This window comes from Streptomyces sp. NPDC107471, assembly GCF_055582845.1.
Map to the genome: position 1 here is coordinate 24,165 of NZ_JBVJPC010000020.1, position 17,186 is coordinate 41,350.

14 protein-coding genes and 1 pseudogene are annotated in these 17,186 nt (G+C 71.8%); 6 read left to right on the forward strand and 9 right to left on the reverse strand.

Going from position 1 to position 17,186, the window contains the following annotated elements:
• Positions 1 to 2: 2 nt before the first annotated feature.
• The 5 genes and pseudogenes from ACZ66S_RS39540 to ACZ66S_RS39560 form a co-directional block, all read right to left on the reverse strand.
• The gene (locus ACZ66S_RS39540) at positions 3 to 1,880 is read right to left on the reverse strand and encodes a sensor histidine kinase (RefSeq protein ID WP_469906423.1); all 1,878 of its coding nucleotides are present in this window, start codon (positions 1,878 to 1,880) and stop codon (positions 3 to 5) included.
• On the reverse strand, positions 1,870 to 2,625 hold the full coding sequence (locus ACZ66S_RS39545) for a response regulator transcription factor (protein ID WP_469906424.1): 756 nt from the start codon (positions 2,623 to 2,625) through the stop codon (positions 1,870 to 1,872). Before ACZ66S_RS39545 ends, ACZ66S_RS39540 begins: the two co-directional genes overlap by 11 nt.
• A gap of 146 nt (positions 2,626 to 2,771) precedes the next feature.
• Positions 2,772 to 4,502 (reverse strand): dolichyl-phosphate-mannose--protein mannosyltransferase, encoded by a 1,731-nt coding sequence (locus ACZ66S_RS39550; RefSeq protein WP_469906425.1) that lies wholly within the window; start codon positions 4,500 to 4,502, stop codon positions 2,772 to 2,774.
• Complete coding sequence (locus ACZ66S_RS39555; protein WP_469906426.1) at positions 4,502 to 4,864, reverse strand: hypothetical protein; 363 nt, start codon at positions 4,862 to 4,864, stop codon at positions 4,502 to 4,504. The genes ACZ66S_RS39550 and ACZ66S_RS39555 overlap by 1 nt, the downstream gene beginning before the upstream one ends.
• Before the next feature lie 157 nt (positions 4,865 to 5,021).
• Positions 5,022 to 5,522 (reverse strand): annotated as a pseudogene (locus ACZ66S_RS39560) (SigE family RNA polymerase sigma factor); the annotation flags it as partial.
• A 290-nt stretch (positions 5,523 to 5,812) separates the two neighbouring features.
• Here ACZ66S_RS39560 and ACZ66S_RS39565 point away from each other — a divergent pair.
• A complete protein-coding gene (locus ACZ66S_RS39565) occupies positions 5,813 to 6,457 on the forward strand; it encodes a TetR/AcrR family transcriptional regulator (RefSeq protein WP_469906427.1) in 645 nt (214 codons plus the stop codon).
• 228 nt (positions 6,458 to 6,685) lie between these two features.
• On the opposite strand, the gene ACZ66S_RS39570 is transcribed toward ACZ66S_RS39565, so the two are convergent.
• On the reverse strand, positions 6,686 to 7,816 hold the full coding sequence (locus ACZ66S_RS39570; protein ID WP_469906428.1) for a glycosyltransferase: 1,131 nt from the start codon (positions 7,814 to 7,816) through the stop codon (positions 6,686 to 6,688).
• A 209-nt stretch (positions 7,817 to 8,025) separates the two neighbouring features.
• On the opposite strand from ACZ66S_RS39570, the gene ACZ66S_RS39575 reads away from it, so the two are divergent.
• The 5 genes from ACZ66S_RS39575 (at position 8,026) to ACZ66S_RS39595 (ending at position 11,433) form a co-directional block, all read left to right on the forward strand.
• Positions 8,026 to 8,451, forward strand: coding sequence for an organic hydroperoxide resistance protein (locus ACZ66S_RS39575; protein ID WP_469906429.1), 426 nt, complete (start codon positions 8,026 to 8,028; stop codon positions 8,449 to 8,451).
• 91 nt (positions 8,452 to 8,542) lie between these two features.
• Entirely contained in the window at positions 8,543 to 8,740 is a 198-nt protein-coding gene (locus ACZ66S_RS39580) for a hypothetical protein (RefSeq protein WP_469906430.1), read from the forward strand.
• Between the two features lie 159 nt (positions 8,741 to 8,899).
• Entirely contained in the window at positions 8,900 to 9,346 is a 447-nt protein-coding gene (locus ACZ66S_RS39585) for a VOC family protein (RefSeq protein WP_469906431.1), read from the forward strand.
• Between the two features lie 45 nt (positions 9,347 to 9,391).
• Positions 9,392 to 10,837 (forward strand): dihydrolipoyl dehydrogenase family protein, encoded by a 1,446-nt coding sequence (locus tag ACZ66S_RS39590; protein ID WP_469906432.1) that lies wholly within the window; start codon positions 9,392 to 9,394, stop codon positions 10,835 to 10,837.
• Positions 10,834 to 11,433 carry a GPP34 family phosphoprotein gene (locus tag ACZ66S_RS39595; protein ID WP_469906433.1) on the forward strand — a complete coding sequence of 200 codons (600 nt, stop codon included), beginning with the start codon at positions 10,834 to 10,836 and terminating at the stop codon, positions 11,431 to 11,433. The genes ACZ66S_RS39590 and ACZ66S_RS39595 overlap by 4 nt, the downstream gene beginning before the upstream one ends.
• A gap of 140 nt (positions 11,434 to 11,573) precedes the next feature.
• Here ACZ66S_RS39595 and ACZ66S_RS39600 read toward each other — a convergent pair whose 3' ends face one another.
• From ACZ66S_RS39600 to ACZ66S_RS39610, 3 genes are all read right to left on the reverse strand, one after another.
• Positions 11,574 to 12,128: a hypothetical protein gene (locus tag ACZ66S_RS39600; RefSeq protein ID WP_469906434.1), complete on the reverse strand. Its 555-nt coding sequence runs from the start codon at positions 12,126 to 12,128 to the stop codon at positions 11,574 to 11,576.
• Positions 12,129 to 12,334: 206 nt separating this feature from the next.
• Positions 12,335 to 12,793 carry a YbaB/EbfC family nucleoid-associated protein gene (locus ACZ66S_RS39605; protein WP_469906435.1) on the reverse strand — a complete coding sequence of 153 codons (459 nt, stop codon included), beginning with the start codon at positions 12,791 to 12,793 and terminating at the stop codon, positions 12,335 to 12,337.
• A 283-nt stretch (positions 12,794 to 13,076) separates the two neighbouring features.
• Positions 13,077 to 17,168, reverse strand: coding sequence for a discoidin domain-containing protein (locus ACZ66S_RS39610; protein ID WP_469906436.1), 4,092 nt, complete (start codon positions 17,166 to 17,168; stop codon positions 13,077 to 13,079).
• Positions 17,169 to 17,186 lie beyond the last annotated feature (18 nt).

Below are 17,186 nucleotides of genomic sequence, written 5' to 3' on the forward strand. Positions count from 1 at the left end.
CGTCACGGCGGGCGGAGGCCCCCGGAACCGGCGTCCCCGGTGTGAGCGCCGGACTCCGTGCCCGCCGGGGAGCTCCCGGGCCCCCGGCGGGGCAGCCGCAGCGAGAACACCGATCCGGTCCCGACCTCGCTCGACACCCGTACGCTGCCGCCGTGCGCCTCGGCGAGCTTGCGGACGATGGACAGGCCCAGACCGCTTCCGCCGCTCTGCCGGCTCCGCGACTTCTCCGCCCGCCAGAACCGGTCGAAGACCTTCGGCAGGTCCTCACCACTGATCCCGGACCCGGTGTCCTCTACGCGGAACACCACCTCGTCGCCCTCCGGGTGCGCGGACAGCGTGACGGCGCCACCGGCCGGGGTGTGCCGTACGGCGTTGGAGACGAGGTTGCCGACCGCCTGCCGCAGCCGGACCGGATCGGCGGACAGCACGAGCCCCTCCCCGGCCCGCGTCCGCAGCTCCACCCCCGCCGACCCGGCGCCGCCCTGATGGGCGCGGACGACCTGGCCGAGCAGGGCGGCCGCGTCGACGTCCTCCGGATGCAGCTCCAGCGCGCCGGCGTCGGCCGCCGACAGATCGCGCAGGTCGTCGATGATGTGCTGGAGGAGCACCGCCTCCTCCAGCAGGGAGGACACGAGGCTCTCGTCGGCCGGTACGACACCGTCCTCTACGGCCTCCAGCCACCCCCGCACATTGCTGACCGGGGCGCGCAGCTCATGGGCGACGTCACTCACCAACGCCCGCCGCAACTGCTCCAGTTCCTGTCGTCTGCTCGCCATCAGGTTGAAGGCCGCGGCGAGTCTGCCGAACTCGTCGTCGCCGACCACCTCTACGCGCGCGCTCTGGTCGCCGTCCGCCATGCGCCGGGCCGCGCCGGTCAGGGCGCGCAGCGGGCGCACCATGCGCGTGCCCGCGACGAACGTGACCGTCACGGTCGTCAGCAGGACCGCGACGGTCACTCCGGCGATCCGCAGACGGTTGCCGCCCGAAAGGTCGAAGAACGTGGCGATGTCCCGGTCGGGGGCGGTCGCGAAGAGCAGAGCGGGCGGCGCCACGTACGGGTCGAGCTGCTCACGGCGGGCGGTGGAGAGACAGGCCGTCACCGCGCGGGTGTCGGGGGCGCCGCGAACGCTGGAGGGGACCCAGCTCAGGTCGTCGGCCAGGCGTACCGGCGGGGCGTGGCGACCGGCGAGGCAGTCATCCACGAGCGCGCCCAGTTGAGCGAGCGCGCGGTTCTCGGTCCCGGTGCGGCGCAGCAGCACGTCGACCCCGCAGCGGTCTCCCGAGTCCAGGACATGCCCGTCGACCTCGACCTCCGGCCGCCCGTTCGGTGCCCGTGTCACCTCGACGTCCTGCGACGGACCGGGTCCCCGCATGCACCGCGCGACCCGGGACGCCATCGCCTCCAGCTCGGCCCTCTCCCGGCTGTTCAGACGGAAGGGGCCGACCGCGCGCGGGTCGACACGGTCGGCGAAGGCACTGTCGGGGCGGCGGGTGACGGCGGTGTCGACCGCCAGGGCGTCGACCGTCGCCGACGCCCTGGCGGGCAGCGACCTCCGTGAACTCCCGTCCCCGCTCGCGGAGTCCGCCAGCGGACGGCGGCCTTCGTCGGTCAGGGTGATCCGCCGGCCCGTCCGCTGCGCCAGGTCCCGTACCGTCGGGCCCACCCCCCGCCAGTCCGGATGGGTGGCCGCGAACCCGACGAGCGTGTCGTAGATCCGGGCGTCGTCCGCGAGGACCTGTCCCCGCTCACGGCCGATGGCTACGGCGGTGAGACTGACGACCAGCCAGGCGGTCGCGACGATCGAGCACAGCGAGACCAGCGCGGACAACCCCAGCAGCCGCGACCGCAGACTCCCGCGCAGCGGCAGGTCACTTGGCACGCGAAGCCCCTCCGTCGTCGGTCGCGGCATCCGCGGAGCGGACCTCGGCGACCTTGTAGCCGACCCCGTAGACCGTGAGCAGCACCTCGGGCCGGGTGGGGTCGCGTTCGATCTTGCGGCGCAGGTTCATGACGTGTCCGTCGACCGTGCGGGTCGTGACGTACCGGTCGATGCCGTGCAGTTGCTCCAGGATCTGTTTTCTGGTGAACACCCGCCCGGGCGCCGACGCCAGCGTCTCCAGCACCCGGAACTCGCCGGGGGTGCACTCGGTCAGCCGCCCGTCCACCCGCACCTCGAACCGGGCGGGATCGACCACGAGTGAACCCACGGCCAGCACGGGCTCCTCGCGTGAGCGGCTTCCGGTGCCGGGGTCAGGGGTCTGGCCGGCGCGTCTGAGGAGGGTGCGGACACGGGCGACCAGTTCGCGGGGGCTGAACGGCTTGGTCATGTAGTCGTCGGCGCCGAGGTCGAGGGCGAGCAGCAGGTCGTCCTCCTCCGCTCGCGCGGTGAGCATCAGGATCGGCACCGTGGACTCCCGCCGCAGCACCCGGCACACGTCCAGTCCGTCCGTGCGCGGCATCATCCAGTCCAGCACCAGGAGGTCGGGCATCCGCCGCCGGACCTCCTCCAGGGCGGCCCGCCCGTCGTGGACGACGCCGACCGCATGGCCTTCCCGCTCCAGATAGCGCCGGATGAGATCGGCCTGCTTGGGATCGTCGTCGGCGAGCACCACATACGCACACATGCGGTCATCGTAGGAACCGCTTCGGTCCTCGCACCGCCGCCGTCGCGAAACCCGGCAGGAGGGCATCGGACGGCGACGGGATCCCGACATGTTTCTGACATTCGGCCCCGACCGGTGGTGAGAGCACCTTCGACGGGCCGGCGGTCTCATATCCAGGTGTCGAACCACATCCTGGCGTGCCAGTCGGCGTACGGAATCGTCTGCCCGGTGTAGATCGGGAAGAACCAGATGAAGTTCCAGGCGATCAGCAGCACCACCACGCCCACGGCCACCGCGCCTTGGACACGCCGTCTGCGCTGCGCGCCCGGCGGGCCCCAGAGGGCGCCCAGCGTCATCGCCACGGCCAGGCACAGGTAGGGCACGAACACGACGGCGTAGAAGGAGAAGATCGTCCGGTCCTGGTAGAGGAACCAGGGCAGATAACCGGCCCCCACTCCGCACAGGACGGCTCCGGCACGCCAGTCGCGGCGCAGGGCCCACCGGTAGAGCAGATAGCCGAGCGCACCGCACGCCGACCACCACAGCGCCGGCGTGCCCAGCGCGAGGATCGTCTGCGAACAGTCGACGGTCGTGGCGCACCCGTCCACCCCAGGCTTGGGCGACTCGTAGTGGAACAGCACCGGGCGGCCCAGAATCAGCCAACTCCAGGGATTGGAATCGTACTTGTGGGGTGAGTGCAGCCCCACGTTGAACACGTACACCGCGTGCTCGTAGTGCCACAGGCTCCGCAGCGGCGCCGGGATCCACGCCCACGGACCGCCACGGCCTTCCGCCCAGTGCCGCCCGTAGCCGTCGTCGGACAGGAACCAGCCCGTCCAGGTCGCCACATACGTCACGACGGCGACCGGGACGAGGGACAGCACCGACCAGCCGGCGTCCCGGCGCAGCACCGCGCGGAAGGGACGGTACGCTCCCGCGACGCGCCGGGCACCGACGTCCCACAGCAGCGTCAGCACCACGAAGAAGGCGAGGAAGTACAGGCCGTTCCACTTGGTCGAGGCAGCGAGCCCGAGGAAGAGGCCGGCCGCGAGCCGCCAGGGGCGCAGTCCCGTTCCCGCGTGGTCACCGGTGGGCCCGTGCGGGCGTACCAGGCCTTCCTCGTCCACCGGAAGGGCCGCGGCGAGCCTGGCCCGGGCGGCGTCCCGGTCGACGAGCAGACATCCGAACGCCGCCAGCACGAAGAACGACACGACGAGATCGAGGAGAGCGACGCGGCTCATCACCAACTGCAGGCCGTCCATCGCCAGCAACATCCCGGCCAGACAGCCCAGCAGCGTCGAACGGAACAGCCGGCGCCCGGTGCGGCACAGCATGAGCACCGACAGCGTGCCGAGAGCCGCCGTCATGAAACGCCAGCCGAACGGTGTGAGGCCGAACATCCACTCACCCGCGGCGATCACCCACTTGCCCGTCGGCGGGTGCGCCACGAAGACCCCGCCGTCGGAGAGGGGGATCACCTGGGGGTGGGCCAGTATCTGCGGGTCGGCGATCTTCCGGTCCGGCCAGGTGCCCTCGTAGCCGAGCCGCAGCATGGCCCAGGCGTCCTTGGCGTAGTACGTCTCGTCGAACACCACGGCACGCGGGTCGCCCAGCCGCCAGAAGCGCAGCACCCCGGCGAAGAGCGCCACCAGCAGCGGTCCGCCCCACCCCGACCAGCGGGCCAGACGAGCCGCCGTCCCCGGGGACAGACCGAGGATCCGCCACGGCCGCAGCCCGGGTTCGGGGAACGGCACCACCAGGCGGTCGCGCACGGACGCGCGGGGACCTGCGACGTGACCGAAGCGCCGCAGTCGTCGCTCCCAGGAGCCCGGCTCGGAACCCGCGAGCACCTCGGGCCCGTCGACGGGCGGGGACGTGTTCTCACGTATCACGGGCATCAGCGCGTCGAACCCGACCAGGTGGCCACATAGGGCGTGTCGGACATACGTGTCGGCACCGGGACGCCCTCGGCAGTGGCGCCGGACGAGACCGTCGACGGTGTCGGCACCGACTCGGCGGAGGTGACCGGACGGGGCTGCGGGCTGTTGGACACGCCCTGCGCGAACGCCCCCGTCAGAAACAGCAGTCCGACACCGGCGCCGGCGAGGGTCAGCACCGATGCGGTGGCCATCCAGGCCCTCCGGATCCGCTGCCGGGCACGGACTCCGGCCCGCAGCCGGGCCCGGTGCCGTTCCTCGTAGGGGGTGTCCCGGTGACCGTCACGCATCATGCGTGCCAGTTCCTGCTCGAAGTCATCCATGGCTCCTCCTTCACTCGACCGGCTCGACGGGGTTCACGGACTCGTCAGGGTCGACGGGGCCCACCGACGGGACCGGCCCGACCGCGGCGACCGACTGGACGGGGCCCACCGACGGGACCGGCTCCACCGCTGCGACCGACTTGACCTCTGCGACCGGCTCGACCGGCTCAGCCTCGGCCATCAGCCCCCGCAGCCGTGCGACACCCCGGGACGTGAGCGAACGGGCCGTCCCCACCGGGCACCCCAGCACCCGTGCCACCTGCTGCTCGGGCAGGTCCTGGTAGTACCGGAGCACCACCGCGGCCCGCTGCCGGGCCGGCAACAGCGCCAACACGGCCTCCAGCCGGGTCCGTTCGTCCACTACGGCGGACTCGTCGCCCACCCCGGGCGGGTCGGGCAGCTCGTCCACCGGCTGCTCGCCCCACCAGCGCCGCCGCGCGGAACGTGCCGCGGCACGGACCAACACCCGGCGCACATACGCCTCGGGTGCCTGCTCCGCCACCCTCGGCCAGGCGAACCACAGCTTGACCAGCGCCTCCTGGAGCAGATCCTCCGCCCGGTGCCGGTCGCCACCGGTGAGCAGCCGCGCCAGATGGTGCAGCGCCGACCATCGGGCCGCCACGAACCGGTCGAACTCATCGGTCCGCAACCGCCCCATCGGAGCCGCCCCCCTGTCCCTTGCCGCACATGTGCTCTTCCTCTACTTCAAAGGCACTGGGCCCCCCGCCGCTATGCACTCCGAACACGTGGCGTGGATCACATGACAGTTTTCCCGGCGCACCGGCAACTGGACGCAACGGGCGGCGAGTCGCGGGCCGCGGGCAGGGGGAGGGTATCTCCACCCTCGATCCGGGTCCGGTCCGGCAGGGCATCATGGGCAGGACGGACAGGTCGGACAGCGCAGAACGTGTCCGTAAGCACGCGTCCGTCGGTGCCGGAGAGGACAGCATGAGCGCAGGGACCAGCGGCCGGCGGCCGTACCGCAACGACAGACGGGCGGAGGCCGCCGCGGGCACACGGGCCGCCATTCTCGACGCGGCACTGACCCTCTTCGTCGAGCACGGGTACGCGAAGGTCACGATCAGCGACATCGCGAGAAAAGCCGGCACCGCCGTGCCCACCGTGTACGCCAGCACCGGTGGCAAGGCCGCCATCCTGACCTTCCTGATGAAGCAGGGGGTGGACGACCCGGTCGTCGAACAGACGCTGGACGAGGTCCGCTCCGCGTCCGACGCCAAGGCGGCGATCGAGGCCATGGCCCACGGAGTGCGCCTGGACAACGAACGTCATCTGGACATCGTCCAGGTCATGATCACCGCGGCCGCCGTGGAGCGGGGAGTCGAGGAGGAGCTCCACCAGGTCGCCGCCGCCTACCGGCAGGCCCTCGGGGTGCTCGCGGAGCGTCTGGCGGAGCTGGGGGCGCTGCGCCCCGGGCTGAGCCACGAGCGGGCCACCGACATGCTGTGGTTCCTGTTCGGGCTGCCCTCCTGGCGCCTGTTCGTGGCGGAGCGCGACTGGTCCTGGGACGAGACCGAGCGCTGGCTCGCGGAGCAGGCCGCCGCCGCTCTCCTGGCAGGGCCGGACGGCCGCTGACAGCGAGGTCCCGGAGCGCTTCCGGCGCCGCCCCGCAGTGCGCGTGGTGCCGCGACCGCGTCGCGAAACGGCAGGTGCCGGAAGTGAGGCGCCAGAGCGGGCGCCGCGAGAAGGCGGCCGGCAAGACCACGACACGGCGGGGTTGTTCCCCCGCCGTGTCGGGCTGGCTGATCGCAGAGACAGAGACAGAGACAGAGGCAGAGGCAGAGCCAAAGCCAGGGGCAGAGCTCAGCCGAGACGGCTGACCAGTTGCTCGGCGACCTCGCCCGGGGAAGGCATCGCCGCGATCTGCTCGGCCGCGCGACGCGCGTTGTCCCGGTACTCCGCGTTGCCGAGCACCTCGTCCACCGCTGCCACGACGGCCTCCGCCCCGGCGGGCGGCATGACGGCCACGCCGGTGCGCGAGCCCGCGACGGCACCCGCCTGGAGGAACTGGTCGGCACCCTGCGGTACGACCACCATCGGCAGGCCGCGCGAGAGGGTGCCCAGGGTGGTGCCCGCTCCGCCGTGGGTGACCACCAGGTCGATGCCGCCGAGCAGTTCGGCCAGCGGGGTGAAGCCGACGAACTCGACCTGGTCGAAGCCGTCGCCGTAGTCCGCGGCCGCGGCGGTCAGACCGAGGGTCACCACCAGGTCCGCCTTGGCGGACAGGGCGTCCGCGATCGGGCGCAGCACCTCGGGTGCGGCGAAGTGCGTGCCGAAGGAGAGCAGCACCTTGGGCCGGGTGCCTGCGCCGGCGGACACCGTCGCGGCCGTGTCCGGTGTGTCAGGGCCGCGGTGGGCCTCCGGCCGCAGCGGAAGGCGGCCCTCGGGCGCCTGCCAGTCCGGGCCGCGGAGCGCTTCTGGGCACGGGTCCAGGTACCAGGTGGGCCGCGGAGCGGTCAGGCCCCGTTCCTTGTAGCGGCGCTCGGCCACGGCGTCGAAGACGTCGGTGAACTGGGCGGGGATGAGCGGCCCGAACGCGAGCTTGGCGTAGGGGACTTGGAGGGCGGCCGCGACGAGCGGACCCACGTAGTCGGTGGCCTCGGCGACGATCAGATCCGGGCCGAACTCGCGCGCCGCCGCGATGGCCGCGTCCGCGGTGAGGTCGATCCGCGCTCCGGCGAACAGTTCGGCGGCCACGGCGGGGTCGGGCACCGTCGGGTCGTCCACACCGGCCAACCGGGCCGCTTCCACGAGGAGTTCGGGGATCTCGGGCCCGACGGGGAGCAGGGTGATGCCTTCGGCGGCGAACAGGGGCCCGAAGGACGCCGAGGTGATCACGGCGACGTCGTCGCCGCGGTCACGGAAGGCGCGGGCGAGGGGCAGCTCCGGCAACAGGTGTCCGTGCTGCGGAGTGCTGGAGAAGAGGATACGCATGTGAGGAGCATAGGACATTCAATGAAGTGTGCCTTCATCGAATATGCCGCCGGTCGACATGTGTCCCAGTATGCGGTTCGCCATTCGTCACTGCCTTGACGGGTGATGCGGCGACTGCCATGATTACGTCACCGCCTCAACCGGTGACACGAAAAGTGTGCAGGTCGGAGGCGTTCACGACCTTTCGACTCAGATGGGGAGCATCAGCCATGGCAGTCAGCTACACCGCCGTTGTCGACGTCGACGGAGAAGGCCGGAACGGCGGCCACGTCCACTCCTCCGACGGTCTGCTGGATACCGGCCTCGCCCTCCCCAAGGAGCTCGGCGGTGCCGGCACCGCGACCAACCCCGAGCAGTTCCTGGCCGCCGGCTGGGCCGCCTGCTTCCTCGGCGCCCTGCGCCGCGCGGCCACCACCCGCAAGATCCGGCTCACCAGCACGACCATCACCGCCGAGATAACGCTCACCCACGGCGACGACGGCGAGTTCTCCCTCTCCGCGGTCCTCAGCCCCGTCCTCGGCGGTGTCGACCAGGCCACCGCGCAGGAACTCGCCGAGGCCGCGCACCAGATCTGCCCGTACTCCAAGGCCACGCGCGGCAACATCCCCGTCACCATCAACGCCTCCGCCGCCTGAGCGACCCCCTGACCGCGGGTCCCGTGTCCCCTGCACGGGACCCGCACCCCCCTTCCGCACCCCACCACCGATCGCAGAGCGAGGGCAGGACATGGCCGCCACGACGCACACCCACGTACGGACCGCCGCCCGACCCCGCTCGGATCGCGAGGGTGCCACCGCCGAACGGCGGCCCCGAGACGCGGCGACACCCGAGGACCAGGACCGGCCGACCGACACACAGGTGTGGAGCTGGGCGGGGAGCGTGACCCTCTCGGGATACGGCCCGTCCACCCTCGACTTCCTGTGATGCGCGGCTGGACCGACGAACGACCCAAGGGACCCGGGACGCGGGTCCGTACGAACACACCGTCAGGTGACTGAGGCGGCACATGCCGACCGCGGCCGACACTGAGCGCACGGCCCCCGCCGGCGCCCGGGAACGAACATCGAAAGTGAGATCACAGCCATGGACATGAAGCTCGAAGTCGTCATCCTGCCCGTCTCCGACGTGGACCGGGCCAAGGGCTTCTACGTGGAACAGCTCGGCTGGCGCCTCGACGCGGACTTCCCGATCAACGACGGGTACCGGATCGTCCAGGTGACCCCGCCCGGTTCCGAGTGCTCCGTCATCTTCGGCGAGGGCCTCACCCGGCAGGAGCCGGGCACGCTCCACGGCCTCCAACTGACCGTCACCGACATCCTCGGCGCCCAGGAGGAGCTGACCTCCCGCGGTGTCGAGGTCTCGGGCCCGTTCCGCGACGAGACCGGCGCCTTCCACCACGCCGGTGACGCCCACCGCGTGCCCGGCGTGCACCCCGAGCGGGCCAGCTACGGCACCTTCGCCGCCTTCAAGGACCTCGACGGCAACGAGTGGTTCCTCCAGGAGGTCACCGAGCGCGCCCCCGGCCGCTGAGCCACTCCACCCCCTACCCACCGGCAACCGGCCACCGGAGGACACATGCCGACCGAGAACACCCACACGTACGACGTCATAGTGATCGGCGCGGGCCCGGTTGGTGAGAACGTCGCGGACCGCACCACCGCCGCAGGACTCAGCACGGTCCTCGTGGAGAGCGAACTGGCCGGAGGCGAGTGCTCCTACTGGGCCTGCGAACCCAGCAAGGCCCTGCTGCGCCCGGTCCTGCTGCGCGCCGACGCGGCGCACGTCCCGGGTCTGGCGGCGGCCGTCGAGAAACCCCTGGACGCCGATGCCATCCTGGCGCACCGCGACCGTATGTCCGCCGACTGGAAGGACGACGGCCAGGTCGAGTGGATCAAGTCGGCGGGGATCGACTTCGTCCGCGGTCACGGCCGGCTGGCGGGAGAGCGGGAAGTGTCCGTGTCGACCCCCGAGGGCGACACCGTACGACTGCGGGCCCGGCACGCGGTCGCCGTGTGCACCGGAAGCGGCGCGGCCCTGCCCCCGCTTCCCGGAATGGCGGAGCTGCGGCCCTGGACCAGCCGGGAGGCGACCAGCGCCCAGCGGCCGCCGCAGCGCCTCGTCGTCGTAGGCGCCGGGGTGGTGGGCGTCGAGATGGCCACCGCCTGGCAGGGCCTGGGCAGCCGGGTGACCCTGCTAGCCCGGGAGGACGCACTGCTGCCGAAGCTGGAGCCCTTCGCGGGCGAGCTGGTCACCGAACGGCTGCGGGAGGCCGGCGCGGACGTGCGGTTCGGCATCTCGGTCGTCGCCGCGCAGCGGGTCGGCGACGGTGACGGCGAGGTCCGGGTGACCCTGTCGGACGGCGAGGTGATCACCGCCGACGAGATCCTCTTCGCCACCGGCCGCGCCCCCCGCTCGCAGGACATCGGCCTCGACACCGTCGGGCTGGAACCGGGGGACTGGCTCGCCACCGACGACAGCCTCACCGTCACCGCCGTCCCCGGGAACTGGCTGTACGCCGTGGGTGACGTCAACCGACGAGCACTCTTCACCCACCAGGGCAAGTACCAGGCCCGCGTCGCCGGAGCCGTGATCGCCGCCCGCGCCCGGGGCGAGCGGCTCGACACCGGCCGCTGGGCGCCGCACAGCAGCACCGCCGACATCGAGGCCGTCCCCGGCGTCGTCTTCACCGACCCCGAGATCGCCTCGGTGGGGCTGACCGTCCGCGAGGCCGAACGCACCGGACGGGACGTCGAGGTCGTCGACTACGACATCGGCCACCTCGCGGGCGCCGTCCAGTACCGCCCCGACTACCGGGGGCGGGCGCGCATCCTCATCGACCGGGACCGGCAGGTCGTCGTCGGAGCCACCTTCGCAGGACCGGGCGTCGCCGAGCTGCTGTACTCGGCCACCGTCGCCATCACCGGGGAGGTGCCGGTCGAGCGTCTGTGGCACGCCGTACCCGCGTTCCCCACCATCAGCGAGGTGTGGTTGCGCCTGCTGGAGACGAGGAGGGACTCATGACCACCGCACGCGATCTCACCCTGGTCGTACTCGGCCTGCCCGACGAGCGGCCCGTGGGTCAGGGCGACCTGTCCCTCGCGCTCGCCGGTGCCGAGGCGATCGACCTCCTGGAGAGCGGGGTGCTGAGCCTGGACGGCGACCGCATGGTCCCCGGCCCGGCGACGGCGACCGGTGACCGTCTGCTGGACGAGGCGTCGGCCTCGCTGACCCGGCGGGAGCCGTACGACACGGTCGCCGAGTGGCTGTGGCGGCGCGGCGCCGAACTCGCCGCGGCCTACGCCGGTGATCTGGAGCGGGACGGGCTCGTCGTCCACCCGCGGGGACACTTCGGGTTCCGGTCCGCCCACACCCTCCTGGTCGACTCACCGGCCCGCCGTGCGGCCGAGGAACGCTGGGCGGAGCGCGAGCCGGTGCTCGCCGCGCTGCTGGCGGCCGCGGGCATCGAGGAGGAGCCGGACGAGACCGCCGAGAACCTCACCGGCGACGCGGTCACCACCGTGCTGGCCGCGGTCGGTGACGCGGTCACACAGTTGGAGGCCGTACGGCTGCGGCGGGACGTGGAGAACGCGGCGTTCGACAACGTATGGCGGGCGTAGGCACCGATCGGCGCTGCACCGACGGGCGTGACCGACAGATGTCACACCCACCTGTCACACACGTGTGACGGGTGCCCTGAAAGTCCACCCTTCTGGTGAGACCTCCAGGGCACCCGTCGCCCGATCGACCGATACCGGTCTCAGTCGGAGTCCTTCTCGACCAGGGTGTACATCACGGACCGCTGCTGCTTGTGGCGCCGGATACGGCCCTTGGCGACCAAGGACTCCAGGGTGTTGCGCACCACCTGCGGGGTGGGGTTGCGGTCCGGGTGCTTCTCCAGGAGTTCGTCCCGCAACTCCTTGGCCAGACGCGGTTCGTCGTACTGGCCGAGCAGTTCCGTCAACAGGTCACCGAGCAGCGGCTGGTGCGACTTCCCCTTCGCACCGGCCTTCGCCGTGGTGGTGGCCGTGGTGGACTTAACCGGCGCGGAGCGTCGTGCGGAGGCGCCGGTCGGCTCCTTGTCCGCCTTTGCGACGGCCGGCTCGTCCTGCACCTGCTCGGGCAGACGGGACGCGTCCGCGAAACCCTCGTACCGCTCGGCGAGGTTGAGGATGTCCGCGAGGAGAGCCTCCTCCTGCTTCAGGACGGTGATCCTCTCCGCCAGCTCCTTCTGTCGCCGACGGTTCTCCTCCAGGTCCGACGCGGCTTGTGCTACGTACCGCGATCGGAGCGTGGCGGCTGATTGGCTGGTCACAACCGTTCACTCCCTCGATATGAATGACGTTGCGCATGGTACCCACGCTCCAGGGGCCCGTGCGGACAAGTGTCACCGCCAGTTGGTTCGTCCGGCATGCCCACTTCTCACGATAGGTGCTGACGCACCCGCACGCGGTGCCCCTCGTATGTACTGCCCGGTAAGTGTGTCGCAGAACCGCCGCCATGGCGATCCCTCGGACCGATCTACGTGTGGGGGCCGTCTTGCGCTGTCCGGGGGGCGGCCCCGTGGGGTTCCGACGGGAGGAGTGTGCGGGACGTGGCTCCTCGGCCCCACAGCGGCTCCTGGGGTCGTGACCCGGCAGGCTCGTTCCTCGGTGCGGGTTGCGCAGGGAGCGCGGGCAGGAGGTGCACGGCCGCCGTCACGGCGGTCGCGCGGGCCGCGATCTCGGCCCGGGCCGTCACCAGCGCCTCCAGGACACTGTCGGCGAGCTGCGCGGCGGGCATCTCGCGGAACCGCCGGTCGACGAAGCGGATCCGTGTCGGCCGACCGCGGGCGCCCAGGGTGACCTCCACGACGCCGTCCTTGGACGTCGTCGTCACCGACAGCGCCCTGAGCTGTTCCCGGGCCCTGGACAAGGTGGCGTGGCGCTCGGCGAAGTCGGCGAGGACGTTCTCCAGACGGTCTGCCCGTGACGTCTCCATCGTCCTCCTTCGCCGCTCCGGCCGCTCGTGGGTGGCACACACATCCTCGTCGCCCGCCTCCTGAAGGGGAAGGGGCCGGGTGTGCCAGGAGGGAAACCGGTCCGGACTCCCGACACATGAAGGACACGAGCGGACGGCACATCCGGTTCACATGTGACCGCATGTGTTCTCGACGGCCGTCCGACCGGTCGGCAGGAACACCACCGGTCGACGGGAGAACGAGCGCGGGCGCCCCGTGAAGGGCGCCCGCGTGGAGGGGGGAGGGCAGGGCCCTCCCGACGGCTCAGCCGCGAACCGTCACCGGGGGAGTGTTGTACCCCTCCACCCGCAGCCTCGGCCGGTTCGACGGCAGGGCGGACGCGGGCCACGACAGCGTGACCGTCCGGGACTCACCGGGCAGCAGCCACAGGTAGTTGTCGTCGTAGAGCGTCGGCAGCACCCGGGTGCCGTCCTCGTCCAGCAGGGACAGCCGGACCATCGCCGCGACCATGGACCCGCGGTTGCGGACCGTGACGGTCGCCGTACGCCTCTCCCCGTCCCGCGACACCTTCGTGAGGGAGGCGGACAGCTTGGCCTGCGGGACCTTGTTGAGGGCGCGCAGGGCCTCGGGGGTGCGGCAACGCCAGTAGGTGTTGCGCGAGCGGACCTTGCCGTCCCCGTCCGTGAGGGTCAGCCGCAGCAGGTGCAGATCCGGCAGGTCCGCCGCGGGTGCCGCGGTGAACGCCGGGACCGAGGCGGCGGGCTCCACGTCCACCCGGGCGGTCCGCGTGTCCGCGATCCGGCGGCCCGACAGGTCGTACGTCTCCGCCCTGACCGTCGCCCCCTTGAGCGCCTTGCGGGTGTGGTTGACCGCGATGACCTGCCACTTCACCGGGTCGGCCTGGACGTGCAGGGGCTCGCAGGCGCTCCGGCAGCCGAAGTAGGCGCCGTTGACGTCGAAGTCGTAGTCGTACGTCTGCCAGACCGTGCTGTGCCAGGCCGGGTGGGACATCCACAGCATCAGACCGCTGGCGTTGTCCCACAGGTTGGCGTTCCACGCCTCGAACATGGCGCGGAAGTTCTCGTAGTTGACGAACTGCGCCTTGCGTGTGAAGTCGTCCAGGTCGCGGGCGGTGCCGAGACGTGTCTCGATGGCCGCCTTGTAGTTCTGCGGCGCCTGGTTGCCGCGCTCGCTCCAGTCGTGGAGGTACCAGGCACCCCCGATGGGCCACTCGGGCCCGTCCTCGCCGACCATCGCCCGAGTGCTGGCGGCGGTGGACACGACGGGCATGCCGATCTCGGTGTGGAAGCCGAAGTCCTTGCTGCCGTACGTCGACGGGTCGAAGTAGCGCTCGGGCTCGACCCAGCCGTAGGGGCCGCCGCCGGTGACGATGCCGCCCGCGGAGTTGTTCTGGTAGAGCACGCCGGGCACCTGGCTCTCGACCGCCTTGCGCATGCCGTCGTCCACCGCGGCCGGCGGGTTGCCCTCGTTGGCGCCGCACCACACCGCCACGCTCGGGTGGATGCGGTAGCGCAGCACGGTGTCGCGGGCCGTGGACAGGAACGCCTCGTGGTCCGGCGGGTCCATGCCCCAGGCGTTGGGGAAGTCGTTCCACACCAGGATGCCGTGCGCGTCGCAGGCGGCGTAGAACTCCTCGCGGTTGCTGCTGCCGACCCAGTTGCGGATCATCGTGAAGTTCATGGCCCGGTGCATGCGCACCGCCGCGTCCATCCGCTCGGCGGGCATCCTGCGCAGCAGCTCGTCCCAGCCCCAGTTGCCGCCGCGCACCAGCACCCGGACACCGTTGACGCTGATCTTCAGCGGGTCGGGGGTGTTGGTGACCGTGGTGACATCGGTCCAGGTGTCGCCGTCGTCGGAGACCTGAATGGTGTACGTCTTCGGGTACGCCTGCTCCCAGACGACCGCCACCCGGTCGAAACGCCGACCGGCGCCCAGGTCGACCTGGAGCCACTGGTTGTCCTCGTAGGCGGAGGACCAGCGGGTGCCGGGGTCGCCGTCGGTGGCGTGGGCCGCCAGGTGGCCGTCCGCCTCGCTGGAGGCCCTCGCGTCCCGGTGCAGGGCCAGGTCGGTGCCCGGCTCCGCGCTGTCGATGACGGCGAGGGACCACAGGGAGTTGCCCCAGCTCGTGTTGCGCACGCCGCAGGACAGCCGGACGTAACGGGCCGTACGGGCCTCGAAGTCGGTCACCCGCAAGCTGGCGTCACCGCTGTTGAAGGGCAGCGGCACGGCCGTGTTGTCCACGGACGCGGCGTCCGTCCACTGGTCGCCGTCCGTGGAGACCTGCACGACGAAGGTCCGTGCGTAGGCCTGCTCCCAGACCAGGTCGATCCGGTCGAAGGACTGCACCGAGCCGAGGTCGACACGGATCCACTGGTCGTCGTCGAAGGCGGAGGACCAGCGGGTGCCGGGGTCGCCGTCGGTGGCGTTGGTGGCGGCGTGGCCGTCCTCGTCGGTGGTGGAGGCCTCGGCGTGGGCGTGCAGCGCGAGGTCGGTGCCGGGGCGCGCGCTGTCGAACACCGACAGGGTCCACAGCGAACTGCCCCAGTTGGTGGCCCGGGTCAGGCAGCGCACGCGGACGTGCCGGGCGCGCTGGTCGCCGAGCTGGACGGTCTGTGTGTAGGCGTCGGAGGAGGGGGTGAACTTCAGCGGGGTGTCGTACTCGTAGCCGAACTGCCGTATGCCGAAGCGGGTGGTGCGGCGGTCGCTCTCGGTGCCGCTGGCGCGGGCGACCAGGGTGAGCTCGTGCAGGGTGGGCTCGCCCAGACCGTTGGGCCACCACAGGTCGGGGTTCTTCACCCGCAGCGCGCCGAACGCGTCGGGAGTGAAGATGACATCGATGTCTTTCCCTGCCGGGACGGTGACCGTGCGCGAGACGCGTACGTCGCCGAAAGCGGCGGAGACGGTGGCCTCGTGGTCGGTCGTGTCGGCGTTGCGCACCGGCACCGTGAGGGTGAGCTCGGCGACCGACAGGTCCGGCAGCTTGGGCAGCGCGGTGTCCACCTGCGGGTCACCGATGACGATGTGCCCGGTCGATCTCAGCCGTACGTGGTTCCAGATGCCGGCGGCCCGGTCGCGCACCGCGGGCATCCAGTCCCATCCCGAGGAGGCGAGATACGTCGGCGAGTTGAGGTTCATCGTGTTGGCCCCGGCGTCCACCCAGGCCTCGCCCGCCGGGCCCTTGTCACCGGGGCTGCCGGGCACCGGCATGGGGGTGACGCGGACGGCGAGCGCGTTGCCGCCCTCGGCGGCCAGCAGGCCGGTGATGTCGTGGGCGGAGCGGGCGAAGGGGAAGGTCACCTCGCCCACTCCGTGTCCGTTGAGCCAGATCTCGGCCTTGTGGTTGACGCCGTCGAACTCCAGCCAGACGTGCCGTCCGCCGCCGGTGCGCAGCCCGCGGGGCAGGTCGAAGTCCCGCCGGTACCACCAGGAGTGACGGGACAGCGCCTCGGGGATGTGCAGGTTGTTCAGCCCGGCGACCGGGTCGGGCAAGTGGCCCTGGTCGACCAGGGTGCCGAGGACGGTGCCGGGCACGGTCGCGGGCAGCCAGCGGCTGGTGTCCGTGCCGGTCCGGGACAGGGCAGGGCCGTCGCCGTCCGCCCAGTCGTCCATGGTGAGCGTCCAGCCCGACTCGAGCGGCACCGTGCCGTCGGCGGCGACCGTGAGCCGGGGCGTGTCGTGGTGGTGGGTGCCCCAGTCGGTCCAGCCGGTGGCCTTGGGGCGGTGGCCCGGCGCGGTGCCGTACACCGCGAAGCCGTTGACGCCGAGCGGGTTGTCGCTGGAACGCCGACGGGCCGTCATCCGTACCCAGCGCGCCGTGACGGGGACCGACAGCGGGATGTCCACCACGCCGCCGGTGCCGGCCGTGGTGCGGTAGACGCTGCTCCAGGAGTCGTGGTCGCGGGACGTCTCGACGACGAACTCGCGGGCGTAGCTGGAGAGGATCTCCTTGCCGGTGGTGCCCGACCGGGGGTTGCCCTCGGTCGGCGGGGTGAACACCGGGTCGCTCGCGTCGGCTTCGAAGGTCAGCCGTACGCGGTCGACGCGGCAGTCCGCCTGCAGATCGACCTCGATCCACTGCGGGTCGCCCGCCTCGGCCCGCCAGCCGGTGCCGCGCACCCCGGTTCCGGGGAGCGCGTCCACCGCGAACTCGGCGGGGGTGGGCGCGTAGGCCTGCGAGGAGACCCGGACCGGGCGGTAGGTGGCGAGCTCACCCGGCGCGGCGGAGGCGGTGGTACCGGTGGCGTCGGCGGTTCGGGAGGCGGCTTCGGCAGCCGGTGCGAAGACCGTGCCGAGGCCGAACCCGGCCAGCAGCGTCGAGCCGGTCGCGACGAGAGTGCGTCGGGATGGGTGTCGCGGAGACGCCTGATCGACCATGTGTAGTCGTCCAATCAC